We start from the raw sequence: 16,109 nt of genomic DNA, 5'->3' as shown, positions 1-16,109 counted from the left end.
CTTAGTCCTCCACGACCCAAGTGTCTTTAGTGCCGCCGCCCTGGGACGAATTCACTACCAGCGAGCCTTCGCGCAGTGCCACCCGGGTCAGCCCGCCAGGCACCAGGCGGGTTTCCTTGCCCGACAGCACGAACGGACGCAGGTCAATGTGGCGCGGGGCGATACCGCTCTCGACAAAGGTCGGGCACGTGGACAGGCTCAAGGTCGGCTGGGCGATGTAGGCTTCGGGGCGGGCCTTGAGGCGTGCGCGGAAGTCTTCGATTTCCGCCGCCGTGGCCGCAGGGCCGACCAGCATGCCGTAGCCGCCGGAGCCTTGGGTTTCCTTGACCACCAGGTCGGGCAGGTTGGCCAGCACATGGGACAGGTCCTGGGGTTTGCGGCACTGCCAGGTGGGCACGTTCTTCAGGATCGGCTCTTCGGTGAGGTAGAAGCGGATCATCTCGTCGACGTAGGGGTAAATCGACTTGTCATCGGCCACGCCCGTGCCGACCGCGTTCGCCAGTACCACATTGCCCGCACGGTAAACGGCGATCAGCCCTGGAACACCCAGCATGGAATCGGGGTTGAACGACAGCGGGTCGAGAAAGGCATCGTCAAGACGGCGATAAATCACGTCCACCTGCCGGGGGCCGGCGGTGGTGCGCATGTAGACGTGGTCGTCACGCACGAACAGGTCGGCGCCCTCCACCAGCTCCACGCCCATTTCACGGGCCAGGAACGCGTGCTCGAAATAGGCGCTGTTGAAGCGGCCCGGGGTCAGCACCACAGCAGTGGGATTATCCAGCGGGCTTGAGCTTTTCAGGGTATCGAGCAGCAGGTTCGGGTAGTGGTCGATGGGGGCCACGCGCTGCGCGGCGAAGAGCTCGGGGAACAGACGCATCATCATCTTGCGGTCTTCGAGCATGTAGCTCACACCGCTGGGCGTACGCAGGTTGTCTTCCAACACGTAGTAACTGCCGTCACCGTCGCGAACCAGGTCGACACCAGCGATGTGGGCGTAAATGCCCCGGTGCAGGTTCAGGCCCTGCATCGCGATCTGATAACCCTCGTTGGCGAGCACCTGCTCGGGGGGAATGATGCCTTCCTTGAGGATGTGCTGCCCATGATAGATGTCGGCCAGGAACATGTTCAGGGCCTGGACCCGTTGAATGCAGCCCCGTTCAACCATCTGCCATTCACTGGCCTTGATGCTGCGAGGAATGATGTCGAAGGGAATCAACCGTTCGGTGCCCTGCTCGTCCCCGTAGAGGGTGAAGGTGATACCGGCTCGGTGAAACAGCAGGTCGGCTTCGCGCCGGCGTTGTTCAAGCAGTTCAAGCGGCGTATCCGCCAACCAGCGTGAGAAGGCTTGGTAATGCGGGCGGCAGTCACCCTTCGCGTCATACATTTCATTAAAAAAAGCGTGGGGCATAGCCAACTCCCAGCCGCGTTCTACACGGCATTTCTTATCACTTCGTCATTCCAATGGTCCGGCCTTGCTTGGTTTTAATGAGCCCTGTTTCTCTGAACACCTCGATAGCACCGGTCTCTGTCTGGCCTTTGCGTCTGGATGACGTGCGCCCCCTTGATTAAATCTGCGTGGCGAAATGACTCCTATCCTGAATTCAACGCTCTGATGGCATCGCTGTTGAGCCGTAGCAAAGGCTGTGCCTAAGCGCAGCGCATCAAGACAGCGCTAGAAAAATCAGCGCAAATTTACTTAAAAGCGAAATTTATTTTCATTCATGCGACAAAACATCTTGGGAAAGCTGAAACGTTTATTTCAGCTTTCCCAAGAGTGCCCCGGAACGGGTCGAATAGGTGCAAAAAGGCAGGTAACAGGGATTGAGTGCCCTGAAAGGGGGAAATTTTTACTCACTGCTTGATGCAGGGACTTGGTGCCTGCGCAGATGGACCTCTTAGATAACGCCAGGATCCAGCTCACCGGTCCAGGCCAGCAATGCCGCCAGCAGGAAAAAACTGCCACAGGCCGACTCCACTTTCTGCTCTCCTGCGGCCGAAACCCGGTAGCAATGGCCGACGAAACGGCCCTCGTGAAAATCGCCACTGCGAATGATCGTCGCCAGTTGCGCACCGGCCTGCTGGTGCAATACCTCGCCGTCGGGTACCTGTGTCGCCAGCCCTTGCAGGGCCAGCGACGCCATCGCCGCCGCACAGGGATCGTCCGGCCCTCGGGGTTCGGACAGGCGATTGAGTGGTGCCGCCAGGCCCCGGCTGCGCAACCAGTACTCGCAGGCCCGCTCGGCGTCCTGGCGGTAAGGTGCGCCGTACAACCGAGCACCGACACTCAGGCCAAGCAGTGCCCAGGCCTGGCCTCGCGACCAATTGCCCGGCCTGTCGCCGGCACGCCACTGACCATTTTCATGGCACGCCAGACTGCTCCAGGCCCCGCCGTCACCGGCACAGGCGCGAAAAGAGGCCTGCAGTTGCTGCCGGCCAAGACTCAACAACCGGGGGTCGGCCCGGCGCGCGAACAATTGCAGCGTGGCGGCCAGCGGGTCGATGCTCAGACGCAGATCGCCCTGCTCACCGCCTCCCATGTCCCGCCCCAGTGCAATGCAACCGAGCAGCGGATCGAAGGCCCGAGCCAGTTGTTGTGCCGCCTGTTCCGCCAGTTCGTTGGCCCTATGGTCATCAAGCAAGCAACTGCCCAGCCCGGCGCCGTAATGAAAGATCAGGCTGCGATGGTGCGTGGCGCTCTCGAGTTTGTCCCGCAGCCGTTCGGTAATCAGCCGCGCCTGCAGTCGATCGCCCTGAAAAGCGCTGCGATGGGCGCGCAACCACCACAATCCGGACCAGAAGCCGCCCAGCCAGGAGCCGCCAGCTGACACCTTCCAATGACTGTCAGCACCCGTGCAATACAATGGAAAACCCTCGGCGCAGGAAGCCTGGATTTGATCCATGCGCCTGAGGATCGCCGCAATGGCGCGATACGCCTCATCGAGCCGCAGCGGCTCTTGCCACGCCTGGACGACGTTCATTTGACCGCCCTCAACCCGGTGACGGCCGGCGCTTTGTGGCGTCGTCGCAAGCAAATCAGCAGCAAGCTCGACAGACCGCCGACTACGAGTACCCCGATCAACAGCAGCCACGCATCGGCGAACCCCCACGGCCCGCGCTGGAGCACGCCGAACAACGGCGGCCCCACGGCGAACCCGCCAAAAAAGCCCACCGACAGCAGCCCCGCAGCCGACGCCGGGCTGCCAAATCCTGGATCGCGCAGCACCATGCTCATGGCGATAGCATTGGTCGCCACAGCCGTCAGGCCCATGCCCAAGGCGCCCGCCCACAGCGGCCAATGACGCAGGGGCAAGGCCAGCGAAGTCAGCCACAACGCCACGCCTGACAACAGCAGCAGCACCAACAGCAACCAGGACTCATCGGCCATCCGCGCCCCCATCGGGGTGAGCACGACGCGGGCAGCGATGCCCATCACACCGAAACCGGCGATCAAAGCGCCGATCGATTGTGCGGTCATGCCTTGCTGAGCGGCAAAGACCCCGAGAAACGTCACGAACGACGACAGCACGATACCCACACACAGTTGCACGCTCATCAGCAGCGCCAGGCGAACATTGGGTCGATTCACAGCAAACCCCAAAGATTTGCCCGAAGGCCCGTGGGTTGCCACCCGCGGCCCCAACAGCGCCAGGAGCAACGCCGGCACCAACAGCGCGGCCAAGGCAGCGCGCCAGCCCAGGCTCAGAGCCAGGCTGGGCAACAACAGGCCGGCAAACAAGGCCGAGACCTGCACTCCGGACTGTTTCAAGCCGACCACCGCAGCCTTGTGCCGGGGCTCGACGCGTTCGGCGATCAACAGATTAGTCGCCGGATTGGCCAGCGCCTGGGCGATCCCGCAGGCCGCCAGCGCCAATACCACCCCGATAAACCCCGGCAAGCTCGCCAGTAACCCGTACGCCGCCACCGTGCTCCAGAACAGCAATGCCAGGGCACGGCGAGTACCGAGACGATTGACCAACGGCCCGGCCCACAGTGACAACACGGCGGCAAAACCGAACGCGCTGGTGATCAGCCAGCCCAGCCAATGGGTCGGCACACCGAGGTCCGCCACCATCAGCGGCCCGAGGGTGCCGACTGCGTAGAAAATCAGCATCGGCAAAGCCATCGCTGCGGTCAGCACCAGCCGTAGCCATACGCCCCGTGAGGGATTGTCGTCGCTCATCGGTCTGCTCCCACCATCACGGACGGCCAATCGAAGTCCAGCCCCGCGTCACCACAACTGTCGAGCAATTGCCGGCCCACCGCGCTCACCAGCGCATCGTCGGTGCCGTCGAGGATATGGGTGGTGCGCGCCGTGCGATAAATCCCCGACAACGGCGACAGTTCGCTCAGGCCTTCGGCGCCCATGATCTGGATCGCCGAGTCCGCTGCCTCGCTCAAGGCCTGGGAAGCGGCGACCTTGGCGATATTCACCTCGATGCTGTTGGCAACGCCGGCGTCGTATTTGTCGGCGGCGTCGTGAAGCAGTGCGCGGGCGCTGGCAATGCCCTGGTAAACCCGGAACACCCGCTGGCGAACCAGTTGTTTGTCCGCCAGCCGCGCCTGCGCGCCGCGGGCCGAATGGATGCGGGCGCACATCAGGTCGAAGCAGCGTTGCGCTAGTCCCAGCCAATGCACCGAACGCAGGATGCGCCCCAGCGCCAGGCGCTCTTGCATCAATGCCAGGCCCTGCCCTACCTCACCCAGCACATGGCTGGCGGGGACTTGAACCTGATCGAACGAAAGCTCTCCTTGCCCGGAAAAACGCCCGAGAATCGACAAGGGTCGTTCCACGCGAAAACCAGGCAAGTCGGTGGGCACCAACAACATCGATAACCCACTCTCCAATGGCCCTGGCGCGGTACGGGCAATCACCGTGACCAATGCCGCCCGCTCGGCACGGCAGATGAACCACTTGCGCCCGCTCAACCGCCAGTGGCCGTCAACCAGTTCAGCGTGGCTACTCAGGGTCGCCGGGATCGATCCGATGCTGTCCGGCTCGGACATGCCGTAACTGGAAACCATCGTCCCCGCCGCCAATGGAGCGAGAAAGCGCTGGCGGACTTCCTCGCCGGCATGGCGGCTCAACATGTGCAGATCCAACGTGGCGTCGTCGCCGAAGATCGCAGGCCCGTACTCGGACCGGCCCTCCTGCTCGGCTACCCGCAGATAAGCTTGCAGGCTGGCCATCCGACCGCCCAAGGCCTGGGGGTAGAAGCTGCCCCACAACCCGGCGGCCCGGGCCTGGGCACTCAGCTCGGCGATGCGTCGGGCGGCTTGTCGGGGTTCAGCCGCCAGTTCGGCCTCCACCGGGATGATGCGTTCATCGACAAAACGCCGCACCTGGCACGCCAGCTCAGCAGCCTCCTGAGCGCTGCCGACTTTCATTGCCCTCAACATGCGATACCCGCCCCGCTCTCCAGGAACGCCACTTCAGCGGCCAGGGACTTCTTGTCGACCTTGCCTGCCGGCGTCAGCGGCAGTTGCTTATAGAATCGCAGGTACTCGGGCAGCTTATTGACTTCCAACCCTTGCTCGCGCAAGTAGTCGGTCAACTCACTCAAGCTGAAACGCGGCGCGCCCTCGCGCAGGGTCACGCAAATGCACACGCGCTGGCCCAGGTCCGGATCTGGCACGGCCACGCAGGCGACACTGACCACATCGGGATGACCGGTCGCCAGGGTTTCGATCTGCACCGGGCTGATGTTGGCGCCGCCACGGATAATGATGTCCTTCTTGCGTCCGGCCAGAATCAGATAACCGTCGGCATCGATGTAGCCAAGGTCGCCGGTCTTGACCCAGCCCTCGGCATCTCGATACTGCGCATCGAGTTCCGGGGCGTTGACGTATTGCATCGGGCTCAGGGGCCCCCGCGCACGGATTTCACCGACGCTGCCCTGGGGCAGTTCCTGGTCCTGCTCGTCGAAAATCTTGATGGCGCACACCGCCGGGTTCGGTCGGCCGACACTGTAGAACACCACCTCCAGCGCATCGTCCAGCGTGTTGTGACAGTTCACCCCGTCCGCCGAGCCGTACAGGCTGATGAAGCCACAGCCAAAGGCCTCGACGCAGCGGCGCACCGTGACTTCGTCAATCAGCGAGCCGCCGCAGATCAACCCCAGCAGGCTGGATTTGTCGACCTCGCCCAGGCGTGCATCGGCAGCGATGCGCTGAAGCATCGTGGGTACCCCGAGGATGTGGGTCGGGCGCAGCCGTTCAATAGCCTCGATGGCCGCTGCTACATCGAATTGCGGCAGGACGGCAATCGACCCACCCAGCCACGACAGGCTGCCAAAGGTGGCGGTTGAACCGAACGATGAACCCAGTGGCACCAGGTACAGCCCACGGAACGTGGCGCCCTCGGGATGGATGCGTTGCAGGAAGCGCCCGCGCCCGCCCACCAGGGCATTGTGGGAATAGGCCACCAGTTTGGGTTCCGACTCGGTGCCGGAAGACACCAGCAGGCGTACCGGTGAATTGGGGCAAACCTCGGGCAACTGCGCCTCTTCAAGCGGCTCGGCCTCGAGCATGTCCTGCAGGCTCAGCCAGCCATCCCGGGCACGGCCTTCGACGATCAGCACCCTAAGTGACAACAAGGTCGGGCGCAGTGCCTCAACAACTTGGCATAAATCGATGCCTGCATACTCGGCCGGAACGATGACTGCCCGGGCATCGCAGCGCCGGACCAGTGCCTGAATGTCCAGGCTGCCACGTCCTGGCGGAAACGGCGCAACCACGGCGCCCAGCGCCGCAGCGGCCAGATCGATGGCGCAGCAACGCCAGCTGTTGGTCAGTTGATAGGCCACCACGTCGCCGGGCATGATCCCGGCGGCGCGCAGGCCGGCGGCCATGCGCAAGGCATAGTCATGCAACTGGCCATAGCTCAGGGTGCCTTCGGGCGAGAGCACGGCGGGTTTTTCCGGCTCACGCTCGGCGTGCTCGCGGAACAGTTGATAGACCGAACGGTTGGGGTAGGTTCCGTCACGTTCCCAGACACTGCGAACCTCAACGGGAACCAGATCAATGATGCCTGCGTTATTCATCGAAAACTCCAGTGAGCGTTGACCGAGGTATAGGCATTGAGGCTTAAGCACGGCTTCAATCGCCTGTCTTGCGCCAGCTGCGACAGGTCTTCTACGACCACGCAGGCTGGTATGGCGGCGCTGTCCAGCAGCTGTTGCCAGGCCGCGGCCGCTTGCGACGACAGGGCGTTGCCCAGCAATGCGTCCAACCTCTGCGGGCTGGTTTGCGGGTCCAAGGCGAGGATTCGGTTCAGTTGTTCAAGTTGCGCTGGGGTCTGGCAATCGATCGCCAGTAACCCGGACTGGGTCGGGTACACCCCCTTGAGCAGGCTGGCCTGGGGCTGATCCGCGTCCTGCAGTGATTGGGCGCACAATAAATTGGCCGCGCCGAGCAAGGAGCTGTCGACGCGCACTGACTGGCCGCTGAGGGCACGATGGACCAGGGCAGCAGTCACCCCTTGGGCGGCGACCACACCGCCCAGCACATCGAGCACGGTGAACAGCGAACCACCCGGGGTGCCCGAGGCCTGGCCGATCTGTTCACCGACACCAGACCATGCCTGGACAACAAAGTCGGTACCCGGCAAGGGTTCACCCGGGCGGTCATGGCCCCAGCCACCGGCATAGGCGTACACCAGGCCCGGGTTGATCCGTGCCAAGTCGGCGCAGTCCAGCGCCAGCTCCGCCGCCTTGCCCGGCGCCCAGTTGTGCAGGAACACGTCAGCATGACGGACCCGCTCGTAGAGTTCTTCACGACCGGCGGCTGACTTGATATCGAGTTCGCGTACCTGCTTGAGGCGATTGAGGGCATCGAAGCGCACCGACACACCGTCGACGCACGGCGGCATGGCCCGCAATGGATCGCCACCGGGCAATTCGATGCGCAGCACCTCGGCCCCCAGCATCGCCAGTAAATGACCGGCCAACGGTCCCTGGATCCGGCGACAGGACTCAATCACCGTCAGACCGCTCAAGGGCAATTCGTCCGACGCCAACGCGGGCAATGCCCGGCCATTGGCAGCACTACAGTCGAATGCCCAAGGGCCTTGTTTCAATTGCCTGGGCAAATCTTCGTCGGCACGCCGCTCGGCGAGGCTGCGCAGCGGGCACACAGCCATGCCGTTCAACGCGCACAAGGCACTGATGCGGGCCATGGACAGCCGCGCCAAGGCCTGCCGAAACACCGTTGGCATCGGCGCAACGGCCTTGGCATAACGCAACAGGAAGGCCTTCCAGCCCTGCCCGGCCTGTTCGGCGTCGATGCCCACCGCAGCCCAGAAACGTCGCCAAGGCTCGGCGTCGAGGGTTTCCAGTTCGAAATGCACACCGTCAGCGGAGACGAAGGGGGGACGATTCTTCGAACAGGTCGCGCCGGGGAGCAGCCGTTCGGCCTCATCAGAGGCCGTGGCACCGGCCAGGTATTGACCAACACCGAGCACCCCGGCGGCGCCCAGGGAACTGCTGACGTGACTGAAACGACCGCCACGCAACTGGCCCAGGGCGGCGGCCAGCGCCCCCTGGAGGGCCAGGCTGGCGCTCAGGGTCGAGACATAATCGAGCCCCAGCCCCTGGGCCTTGCCGCTGGCCCGGCCATGCACCGACATCAATCCGCAGGCAGCCTGCACGGTGTGTTCGGTGACACCGCGGGCGCTGCCATCGGGCCAGCCGTGAATCATCCCTTCGATGGGCGAAAGGTCCGGATGATGAAAGGAAAACCCCAACCCGCAAGCCAGGGGATCGCCATGGGACGGACGGTGCTCCAGGCCCAGCGCCGTCGCCTGGTAGCGCAGTGACGCGGACAGCGCGGCAAAGCCGGCGGGCACCTGTTCAACACAGCCAGAAAGGCTGCAACCCTGTAGAAGACGCGACATAAGACATATACCAGCAGGTTTCCATACCGCCACGTGCGGGCCTTTGGTGAGGTACCGCGCGCAGCACCGGGTCAGCGTCAGGTCTCAGCCGCCAGCTACGGCGGGAAGGATGGTGAGGCTGTCGCCGGCCTTGAGCGCGGTGGCGAGGTTGTCGACAAAACGGATGTCGTCATCGTTGACGTAGATGTTTACGAAGCGATGCACCTGACCATCACCGATCAGCCGCTCCTTGACCCCCGGATACTGTTCTTCCATATATTCGATCGCTTCAAGAACGGTCTGCCCCTGAACTTCGACACGCTTTTTATCTTGGGTGAAAGTACGCAACAAAGTTGGCACCGCGACAAAAATCGACATGCAAAACTCCCTGAGCTTTAAACAGCCCTTTGATCATTGATTATTTAATTTAGCGGTATCGCTTATAACTTTCAGCGCACCACGCAAATACGCTCTTCGGTCACTTTATTATTGATGATTCGAAAACTTCGAACACACTCGTCAACCGCCTGCAGTGTTGAAACAATAACGTAATGCACCGAAGCATCACCGGCATAACGCACATCCTCGGCGCTCGGATAAGCGACACTGGCGGTATGTGAGTGATAGATCACCCGGCACTCCTCGTCTCGCTCGTCCAGCGCCCGCCAGACTGCCAATTGCTGCCTGGGATCGAAACTGAAGAACGTCGACGAACGCGCGGCATTATCCATCGGCACCAGTCGTTCGGCGGTACGAACGCCTACCGGTGCGGCGACGATGCCGCAGGTTTCCAGCGGATGATCCCGCCGCGCCTGCTCCAGGATGGCTTCCAGCAGGCCGACACGAATACTCAACATCCTCGGTCCTCATCTTCTGGTTCAGTAGGCCGGCAACGCTGGCTCGATATCCCTGACCCAGGCCAGCACGCCACCATCGAGATTGCGTACATTGCTGAAGCCTCGTTGCTGAAGCTCGAGCAATACGGCTTTCGAGCGCGCGCCAGTCTTGCAGTGCAGGACCAGGTTGGCGTGCTTGCCGAACCGGGTTTCGATCAGTTCTGCGGTCTTAGGCCCCTTGGGCATGTGCTGGGCGCCGTGGATCCGTACGATGTCCCATTCGGCGCGGTCACGCACATCGATCAACAACACCTCCTGGCCGCTTTCGCGCAATGCCTGCAATTGCTTGGCGCTGATCGAGGGAATGGCCACGTCCTGCACGCCTTGGGGCGCGTTCAGGCCGCAAAAGGCCTGGTAATCACTCAGGGCCGTGATGGGCTGGCGTCCCGGGGAGCGGCGCAGCGGCATCTGCCGGTAGGACATGTCCAGCGCGTCGTACACCATCAAGCGTCCCAGCAGGCTATCGCCGATGCCGGTGATCAGCTTGATCGCCTCTGTGGCCATGATTGCGCCGATGGACGCACACAAAATGCCCAGCACCCCGCCCTCGGAACAGGATGGCGCCAGTTCTGGCGGAGGCGGTTCGGGATACAGGTCACGGTAGTTGAGACCGACGCCACCCGGTGCGTCTTCCCAGAACACCGAGGCCTGGCCCTCGAAGCGGAAAATCGACCCCCAGACGTAGGGTTTGCCGGCCAACACACAGGCATCGTTGACCAGGTAGCGGGTGGCGAAATTGTCAGTGCCATCGAGGATAAGGTCGTACTGGCTGAACAACTGCACGGCGGTTTCCGGTTCCAGGCGCTGTTCGTGGCACTCGACTTTGACATAGGGGTTCAGCGCCTTGATGGCCTCAGCGGCACTGTCGACCTTCAACTGGCCCACCGTAGCCACCCGATGGATCACCTGGCGCTGCAGGTTGGACTCGTCCACCCGATCAAAGTCGATGATGCCCAGGGTCCCGATTCCGGCCGCCGCCAAGTAAAGCAACGCCGGCGAACCCAGGCCTCCGGCACCGATGACTAATACCCTGCTGCTCTTTAGACGACACTGCCCTTCCAGACCCACATCAGGAATCAACAAGTGTCGGCTATAACGGGTTATTTCTTCATTACTTAGAATAGAAACAGCAGCGACAAGCGGAGGAAGTTTCATGTTTAATACCTGTTACTGAATGTAAGCAATTCTCATGCAGGCCCTTTGATTAATCAATTCAAAGGGCTTTGAATTTCATATGCGCAAGGTCCGTTTTCGTATGCATTTAGAACAATCACTATGCGATAAGCACTTGTCGACAGCATGGATAGACTGGGTGACCGCTACAGATAGACAAAAGCCCTCTTGCGAGGGCTTTCGCAGGCATCAGGCGAGGAAGGTCGACATGTCCTCGCACACGGCGCTGAAGGCTTCGACAAAATGCTGCGCTTCGGCGTCATTGAGCACCAGCGGTGGCTGGATGCGCATAACCCGGTTGTTGTTGGCCGTGACGAAGGTCAGCACGCCATGCTCCCGGGATAATTTGCTGACGAAACGCAACACGAACATCTCCTCGAGGTTTTTCTCCACCTCACAGATGGCCTCCTCGATATGCCGCTTGGCCTTGCCGGAGAGCATGCGATAGGTGCCCGCCGCGTTACCCGGAATGCGGCTGGCGAACTCACGGACGAAGGCCTCGACGCCGCCTTTGAAGCTGTATTCGAACTCAATGGCGATCATCAACCCGACACCGCGCACTTCACGAATGAACGGGTATGGCTTGACCGCTTCAGCCAGCGCCTGCTTGAGCTGCCCCCCCACCCGGGCGGCGTTGCCGGCCAAGTCTTGCGCGGTAATCACCTCAAGCGTCGCCAGGGCCGAAGCCGAGGCAAAGTTGCCGCCACCGAAGGTCGAGGTGTGCAAGGCAAAGGTATCGATGCTGCCATAGGCGCGGTCCCACAAGGCCGTGCTGGACAGCGTCGCGCCAATCGGCACCGCACCACCGGACAACGACTTGGACAGCACCAGGATATCCGGCACCACCGCTTCCCACTCACAAGCGAACAGCTTGCCGGTGCGACCCAGGCCGGTCTGGATTTCATCGACAATCAACAGGCAATCGTAGGCGTTGCAAAGCGTACGAACCTGCTTCAGGTAGCCCTGCGGCGGCACGATCACCCCGCCCTCGCCCTGGATCGGCTCGAGAATGAAGGCGCCGACATCCCCCTGGCACAAGGCACTTTCCAGTGCCGCCAGATCGCCAAAAGGGATCGAATCGCAACGTGCCAACAGCGGCTTGAAAGGCTCGCGGTGCTTGTCTCGGCCGGTGACCGACAGCGCCCCGAGGGTCTTGCCGTGATAGCCGTTGTCGCAATACAGAATTCGAGGTCGCTGCATGGCCGCCATCGCCAACTTCAATGCCGCCTCGATCGCCTCGGTGCCCGAATTGCTGAAAAACACCCGCTCCAGGTTTCCCGGCGCCAGCTCACTCAGGCGTTGGGCCAGCAGGCTGGTCTGCAAGGGCACCGACACGTACTGGACGAACGTGGGGTATTGCTGTTGCAGATAGACCTGTAGTGCCTGGCTGATATGCGGATGATTGTGCCCGGTATTGAGGCAGCCGTAGCCGGCGACGAAGTCCAGGTAGCGGCCACCGTCCAGATCCGTCAGCCAGCAACCACTGCCGTGGGTGAACACCCGTTCGATGTGGTTGAACTGGTAGAACTCCCTCAGCACCGGGTTGATGTGCTGGTCGAAACAACGCAAGGCTTCGGCCCGCAGCGCAGCCGGTTGATCAGCGGATTGCTCGAGGGCGGTGGAGACTTTCGTGGTCCGATGGAAGCGCCGCAGGGCCTGGAAATCCGTGTCTGCCAGGCGCTCGCCATAAGAAGCCATGGGCGATGGCGAGAAACCATGCAGTTCAGCGATGCGGCCAATTTCCAGTACCCGCTCCTCGGGTAATTCACGCCCGATGGAGAATGCTTCGGCACGCCCCTCCAGCGCGAGCACCAGGGTTTCCGCCAGGCAGCCATTGAGAAATTTTTTCGGCGCCAACCCCAGGGTTTCAGTGCCGAAACGCAGGTCGGCGCTGGCCGACACCAGGCCACCGTCGATGATCAGAATGTCTTGGCGGTCTTGATGAAACGGCAGCACATCCCGGGGTAGCGCGGCATCCACCACCACGGAACCCGGCGCGAGCCGATAGGGGTCGATCACCCCGCCACTGGACGTCGCCGCGACGTAAAAACGCACCGAGTCGTAGCAACTGTCGATATCCGTCGTCAATTGCACCTGGCCGTGGAACTGCGCCGGCAGCCAGGCCAGGCTGTCACGGCCCTGCTCCGCGCTGCCCCGATGCACCAGGCGCAGGCGGCAACCGTCGCGGGCCAAGAGCTTGGCGATGACCAGGGCAATCGAACCGGGGTAACCGACCACCGCCACTTCACTGTCGGCCGGCGCCACCTCCAGCCGGGCCATGGCCTCCAGCACGTTCTTGTAGGCGGCGTAGGCAGTCAACGAGTTCCCGGTGGTAACCGGTACGCCACTGCGGTCCAGGGTCTGCAACCCGCGGTTGCCGACAATCGCGGTAAAACCACCCAGACCTACCAGTTGCGCGCCCTGCTCCTGCAGGCTGTGTACGCCTTCGAGTACCCGTGCGGCAATGGTTCGCGGCTGGCTGAGCATTTGCTCGGCGGTCAGCGGCAGGTAATGCAAGATGCCCTCGCACACCGCACCGCTGGCGCTGACGATGCGCCCGAAGTCGGCGAACGGCACCAGGTTGCGTGATTTCCAGAGCTGAGCCTGATATCCGCGATCCTGCTCAGCGAGCGTGCGGTCCAACAGGTCGATGATCTTCACCTGGCGTTGCAGGGCTATGGAGGTCGGGTGGGCGATGAAGCCGAATTTCATGGGGGTGTGTCCTTGGCGGAGGTTCATTGACGGTTCCAGGCGGTTTCGGAGACCAGGCTCAAGCCGTCGCCCTCCGAGTTATGGGCCAGCAAGACGTCGAAAATGTTCAGTCGTCCGGGTTGTGTCAGGGCTTGGCGCAGAGCGGTTTCATCGAAGTTGACCAAGCGTTCGCGGTGCACGCTGATGGCTCCGATCCGCTCCATCGGCGCGGCCATTGCCACGGCGCTGGTCACCGCGACTTGCTGGGCACCGTTGTGGGCATAGCGTTTGTCGAGGTACGTCTGGATCAGCGACAACACGCCGTTGGTGAGGTAGAAAAGACTGACGTTGCGCTGGTTCGCGCACGGGTCCTGGGCCAGTCCTTGCGCCAGACGTGCCTCGATATCCGGCACCAGGGCCCGCGCGCCGTCGCCGATGAAAGCCAGGACATTGCCCTCGGCGGTCATGGCGATATAAGGCAAGGCCATCAGTGCATCGCCCATCAGCGCCCGCCCATACCATCCGGAAAACCCGGGGTCGGTGCGTGGCACATTACGCACCGCAGAAATACCGCAACGGCCGACATCGTAGACGCCGATATAGCGATAACCCTGGTGCTCGATCAGCTCGCGCACCAGGTGACCGAGCCGATGAAAAAAGTAGTTGGCGGTCATGGGCAGGGTTTCAATGTGATCCGCCGCCACGGCTTCGCTGCGCTGTGCCATCTCCCGAAGCTTGGCGCGGCGCAACGCAAGTACCTGGGGTTCGACCTGCATACCGCGCTCGATATGCCCCAGGAACTCATCCAGCGGCACATCCAGCGCCAGGTCGGTGAACGGCGAAAGGTGCCGGGGCTCACGATTGACCTGCACCACGCGCAATTGGCGCTTGAGCTTACCTTCGGAAAATGGTGTGGCGGCCTGGTCGACCTTGCCCTTGAGAAAGAACACACAGTGGTCCTGGGCGCCGTTCAACTCATGCTCGCAATGCATGAACTGGTACACCCGTCGGCTGAACCCATAGAGGGACAGTGGCCCCAGGTATTCGGGCACCGCCCGGCCCTCATGGTAGGGGCCGACACTGCCAGGTTGGGTGATGCTGTCCGCCAGGCCGATGGCGCCGCGCTCGGCCAGGGCGTGCACCCGACGACGCTGCTCGGCACTGAGCTTGCCGCATTGCCATAGCAGGTGCACCGGCTCGCGATTGATCAGATCCAGGGCCTGGTCCAGCGCGCTCGCCTGCCGCGCGTCGGGACGCCAGGCCGGAGCTGGCAGGAGCTCGGGCAGGCGCACGTCCAGCGGCACCTGGGGCCGGGATTCGAGCACCCCCTGAGTGGCCAGGATAAACACCGGCTCGGGCCGTTCGGCGAGCATGGCGAAGGCCTCTTCCAGGCGCGGGCCGATTTCCTCGACCTTACGGATGAAGACCTGGCGCAGACCTCGGGCCTCGATGACCCTACAGCCGTCGTTGTCCAGGTCGTGGGTACCCTGGAAGGCAAACCAGACGTTCTCTGGGCTGTCGGCACAGACAATCAACCCCGGAGCCCCCAGCCGCTTGAGGTTGGCCAGGGTGCCACGAAACTCATCGATCATGCCCGACGTCACGGCAATCACGTAGGCCCGACCAAACAGTTGCCAGCCGGCCATGGCACTGACCGCCAGGCTGTGCTCGTTGCAACCGCCCAGGCAACGCACGCCAGTGCCGGCAACGTTCTGCTGCATCGACTGGATCAGCCCCGCCACCATCGACCCGGTGTAGGCATGAAAGTCCCAGCGTTGTTGCCAACGGCTGCACATGAACCGGGTAATTTCCGTCGCCAGGCTCACTGACAGCAATGGACCGCTGATGGAGCGCGCCAGCAGACGGTTGAAGTGCGCGTGCTCCAAGTGATCGAGGAGGATGCGCAGCAGGTCCGCGCGGCGCGCGGCGCGGTCCTGCCCCGCGACCCGCAGATGGCGGTTGCCGCCGACTCGGTTCATCCAGCCCGGCAGGGCCGGCAAGGCGCAATACAGCAGCGCCGAATGGGGTGACAGGCGTGAACCGGGCGTGGCGGCGATCAGCTCATCAAAGGGATCCTCGTCCCCCGCCTCGGTTTGCTGACAAAGATCGAGAATGAACAGTTCGTTGGATAACGGCGGGCTTTGTCGGCGCAAACTTTGCCGGGCGGCTTGTGGCGTGTCGAAGGTCAACACCCACAAGTCGGGCAGCGCGGCCGCAGCGGATGGGTTGCCCTGCAAATAGTGCTGGGCCTGAACCATCAGGGTCTCCAGGACAGCTTCGCCGTGGGGCTCGGGACCCAAGGCGCGATGCATCGCCTCGTTGCCTCTGATCGAGGGTGGCCAGTCGCAATTATTTGCCGGTGGCTGCAAGCAGGCCTGCAAATAATCGACGACAAATGCCACATCCTCGATCAGAGGCTGCGTCTGGGTAATCAAACAGATACCTAAGGTTGCCTTCATGGACTCCATTCCTATTGG

The 16,109-nt window shown here is 62.5% G+C and carries 11 protein-coding genes; all 11 read right to left on the bottom strand.

What is annotated here, in order from left to right:
• Position 1: 1 nt before the first annotated feature.
• The 11 genes from J9870_RS13495 to J9870_RS13445 all read right to left on the bottom strand — a co-directional run bounded on the left by J9870_RS13495 (position 2) and on the right by J9870_RS13445 (position 16,091).
• Positions 2–1,411, bottom strand: a complete 1,410-nt coding sequence (locus J9870_RS13495) for a circularly permuted type 2 ATP-grasp protein (RefSeq protein WP_210644786.1) — start codon at positions 1,409–1,411, stop codon at positions 2–4.
• Between the two features lie 487 nt (positions 1,412–1,898).
• Positions 1,899–2,981 carry a glucuronyl hydrolase gene (locus J9870_RS13490; protein ID WP_210644783.1) on the bottom strand — a complete coding sequence of 361 codons (1,083 nt, stop codon included), beginning with the start codon at positions 2,979–2,981 and terminating at the stop codon, positions 1,899–1,901.
• Complete coding sequence (locus J9870_RS13485; RefSeq protein ID WP_210644781.1) at positions 2,978–4,183, bottom strand: MFS transporter; 1,206 nt, start codon at positions 4,181–4,183, stop codon at positions 2,978–2,980. The genes J9870_RS13490 and J9870_RS13485 overlap by 4 nt, the downstream gene beginning before the upstream one ends.
• Positions 4,180–5,400, bottom strand: coding sequence for an acyl-CoA dehydrogenase (locus J9870_RS13480; protein ID WP_210644779.1), 1,221 nt, complete (start codon positions 5,398–5,400; stop codon positions 4,180–4,182). Before J9870_RS13480 ends, J9870_RS13485 begins: the two co-directional genes overlap by 4 nt.
• Positions 5,394–7,043, bottom strand: a complete 1,650-nt coding sequence (locus J9870_RS13475; protein ID WP_210644777.1) for a class I adenylate-forming enzyme family protein — start codon at positions 7,041–7,043, stop codon at positions 5,394–5,396. Before J9870_RS13475 ends, J9870_RS13480 begins: the two co-directional genes overlap by 7 nt.
• Complete coding sequence (locus J9870_RS13470; RefSeq protein ID WP_210644775.1) at positions 7,040–8,893, bottom strand: CoA transferase; 1,854 nt, start codon at positions 8,891–8,893, stop codon at positions 7,040–7,042. The genes J9870_RS13475 and J9870_RS13470 overlap by 4 nt, the downstream gene beginning before the upstream one ends.
• An 84-nt stretch (positions 8,894–8,977) precedes the next feature.
• A complete protein-coding gene (locus J9870_RS13465) occupies positions 8,978–9,250 on the bottom strand; it encodes a MoaD/ThiS family protein (protein ID WP_210644773.1) in 273 nt (90 codons plus the stop codon).
• A 71-nt stretch (positions 9,251–9,321) separates the two neighbouring features.
• Positions 9,322–9,729, bottom strand: coding sequence for a M67 family metallopeptidase (locus J9870_RS13460; RefSeq protein ID WP_210644771.1), 408 nt, complete (start codon positions 9,727–9,729; stop codon positions 9,322–9,324).
• 21 nt (positions 9,730–9,750) lie between these two features.
• Entirely contained in the window at positions 9,751–10,923 is a 1,173-nt protein-coding gene (gene moeB / locus J9870_RS13455) for a molybdopterin-synthase adenylyltransferase MoeB (RefSeq protein ID WP_210644768.1), read from the bottom strand.
• Positions 10,924–11,130: 207 nt separating this feature from the next.
• Positions 11,131–13,653, bottom strand: coding sequence for an aminotransferase class III-fold pyridoxal phosphate-dependent enzyme (locus J9870_RS13450; protein ID WP_210644765.1), 2,523 nt, complete (start codon positions 13,651–13,653; stop codon positions 11,131–11,133).
• 23 nt (positions 13,654–13,676) lie between these two features.
• On the bottom strand, positions 13,677–16,091 hold the full coding sequence (locus J9870_RS13445; protein ID WP_210644763.1) for a decarboxylase: 2,415 nt from the start codon (positions 16,089–16,091) through the stop codon (positions 13,677–13,679).
• Positions 16,092–16,109 lie beyond the last annotated feature (18 nt).

This window comes from Pseudomonas sp. Tri1 (assembly GCF_017968885.1).
In the GTDB taxonomy this organism is placed as follows: Bacteria; Pseudomonadota; Gammaproteobacteria; order Pseudomonadales; family Pseudomonadaceae; genus Aquipseudomonas.
Note: the sequence above shows the minus strand (reverse complement) of the source record. Positions and strands in the feature narration are given on the sequence as shown.

Bases quoted from the DNA above. Each gene is read 5' to 3' on its own strand.
- J9870_RS13495 (WP_210644786.1), bottom strand. From the start codon at position 1,411: ATGCCCCACGCTTTTTTTAATGAAATGTATGACGCGAAGGGTGACTGC.
- J9870_RS13490 (WP_210644783.1), bottom strand. From the start codon at position 2,981: ATGAACGTCGTCCAGGCGTGGCAAGAGCCGCTGCGGCTCGATGAGGCG.
- J9870_RS13485 (WP_210644781.1), bottom strand. From the start codon at position 4,183: ATGAGCGACGACAATCCCTCACGGGGCGTATGGCTACGGCTGGTGCTG.
- J9870_RS13480 (WP_210644779.1), bottom strand. From the start codon at position 5,400: ATGTTGAGGGCAATGAAAGTCGGCAGCGCTCAGGAGGCTGCTGAGCTG.
- J9870_RS13475 (WP_210644777.1), bottom strand. From the start codon at position 7,043: ATGAATAACGCAGGCATCATTGATCTGGTTCCCGTTGAGGTTCGCAGT.
- J9870_RS13470 (WP_210644775.1), bottom strand. From the start codon at position 8,893: ATGTCGCGTCTTCTACAGGGTTGCAGCCTTTCTGGCTGTGTTGAACAG.
- J9870_RS13465 (WP_210644773.1), bottom strand. From the start codon at position 9,250: ATGTCGATTTTTGTCGCGGTGCCAACTTTGTTGCGTACTTTCACCCAA.
- J9870_RS13460 (WP_210644771.1), bottom strand. From the start codon at position 9,729: ATGTTGAGTATTCGTGTCGGCCTGCTGGAAGCCATCCTGGAGCAGGCG.
- moeB (WP_210644768.1), bottom strand. From the start codon at position 10,923: ATGAAACTTCCTCCGCTTGTCGCTGCTGTTTCTATTCTAAGTAATGAA.
- J9870_RS13450 (WP_210644765.1), bottom strand. From the start codon at position 13,653: ATGAAATTCGGCTTCATCGCCCACCCGACCTCCATAGCCCTGCAACGC.
- J9870_RS13445 (WP_210644763.1), bottom strand. From the start codon at position 16,091: ATGAAGGCAACCTTAGGTATCTGTTTGATTACCCAGACGCAGCCTCTG.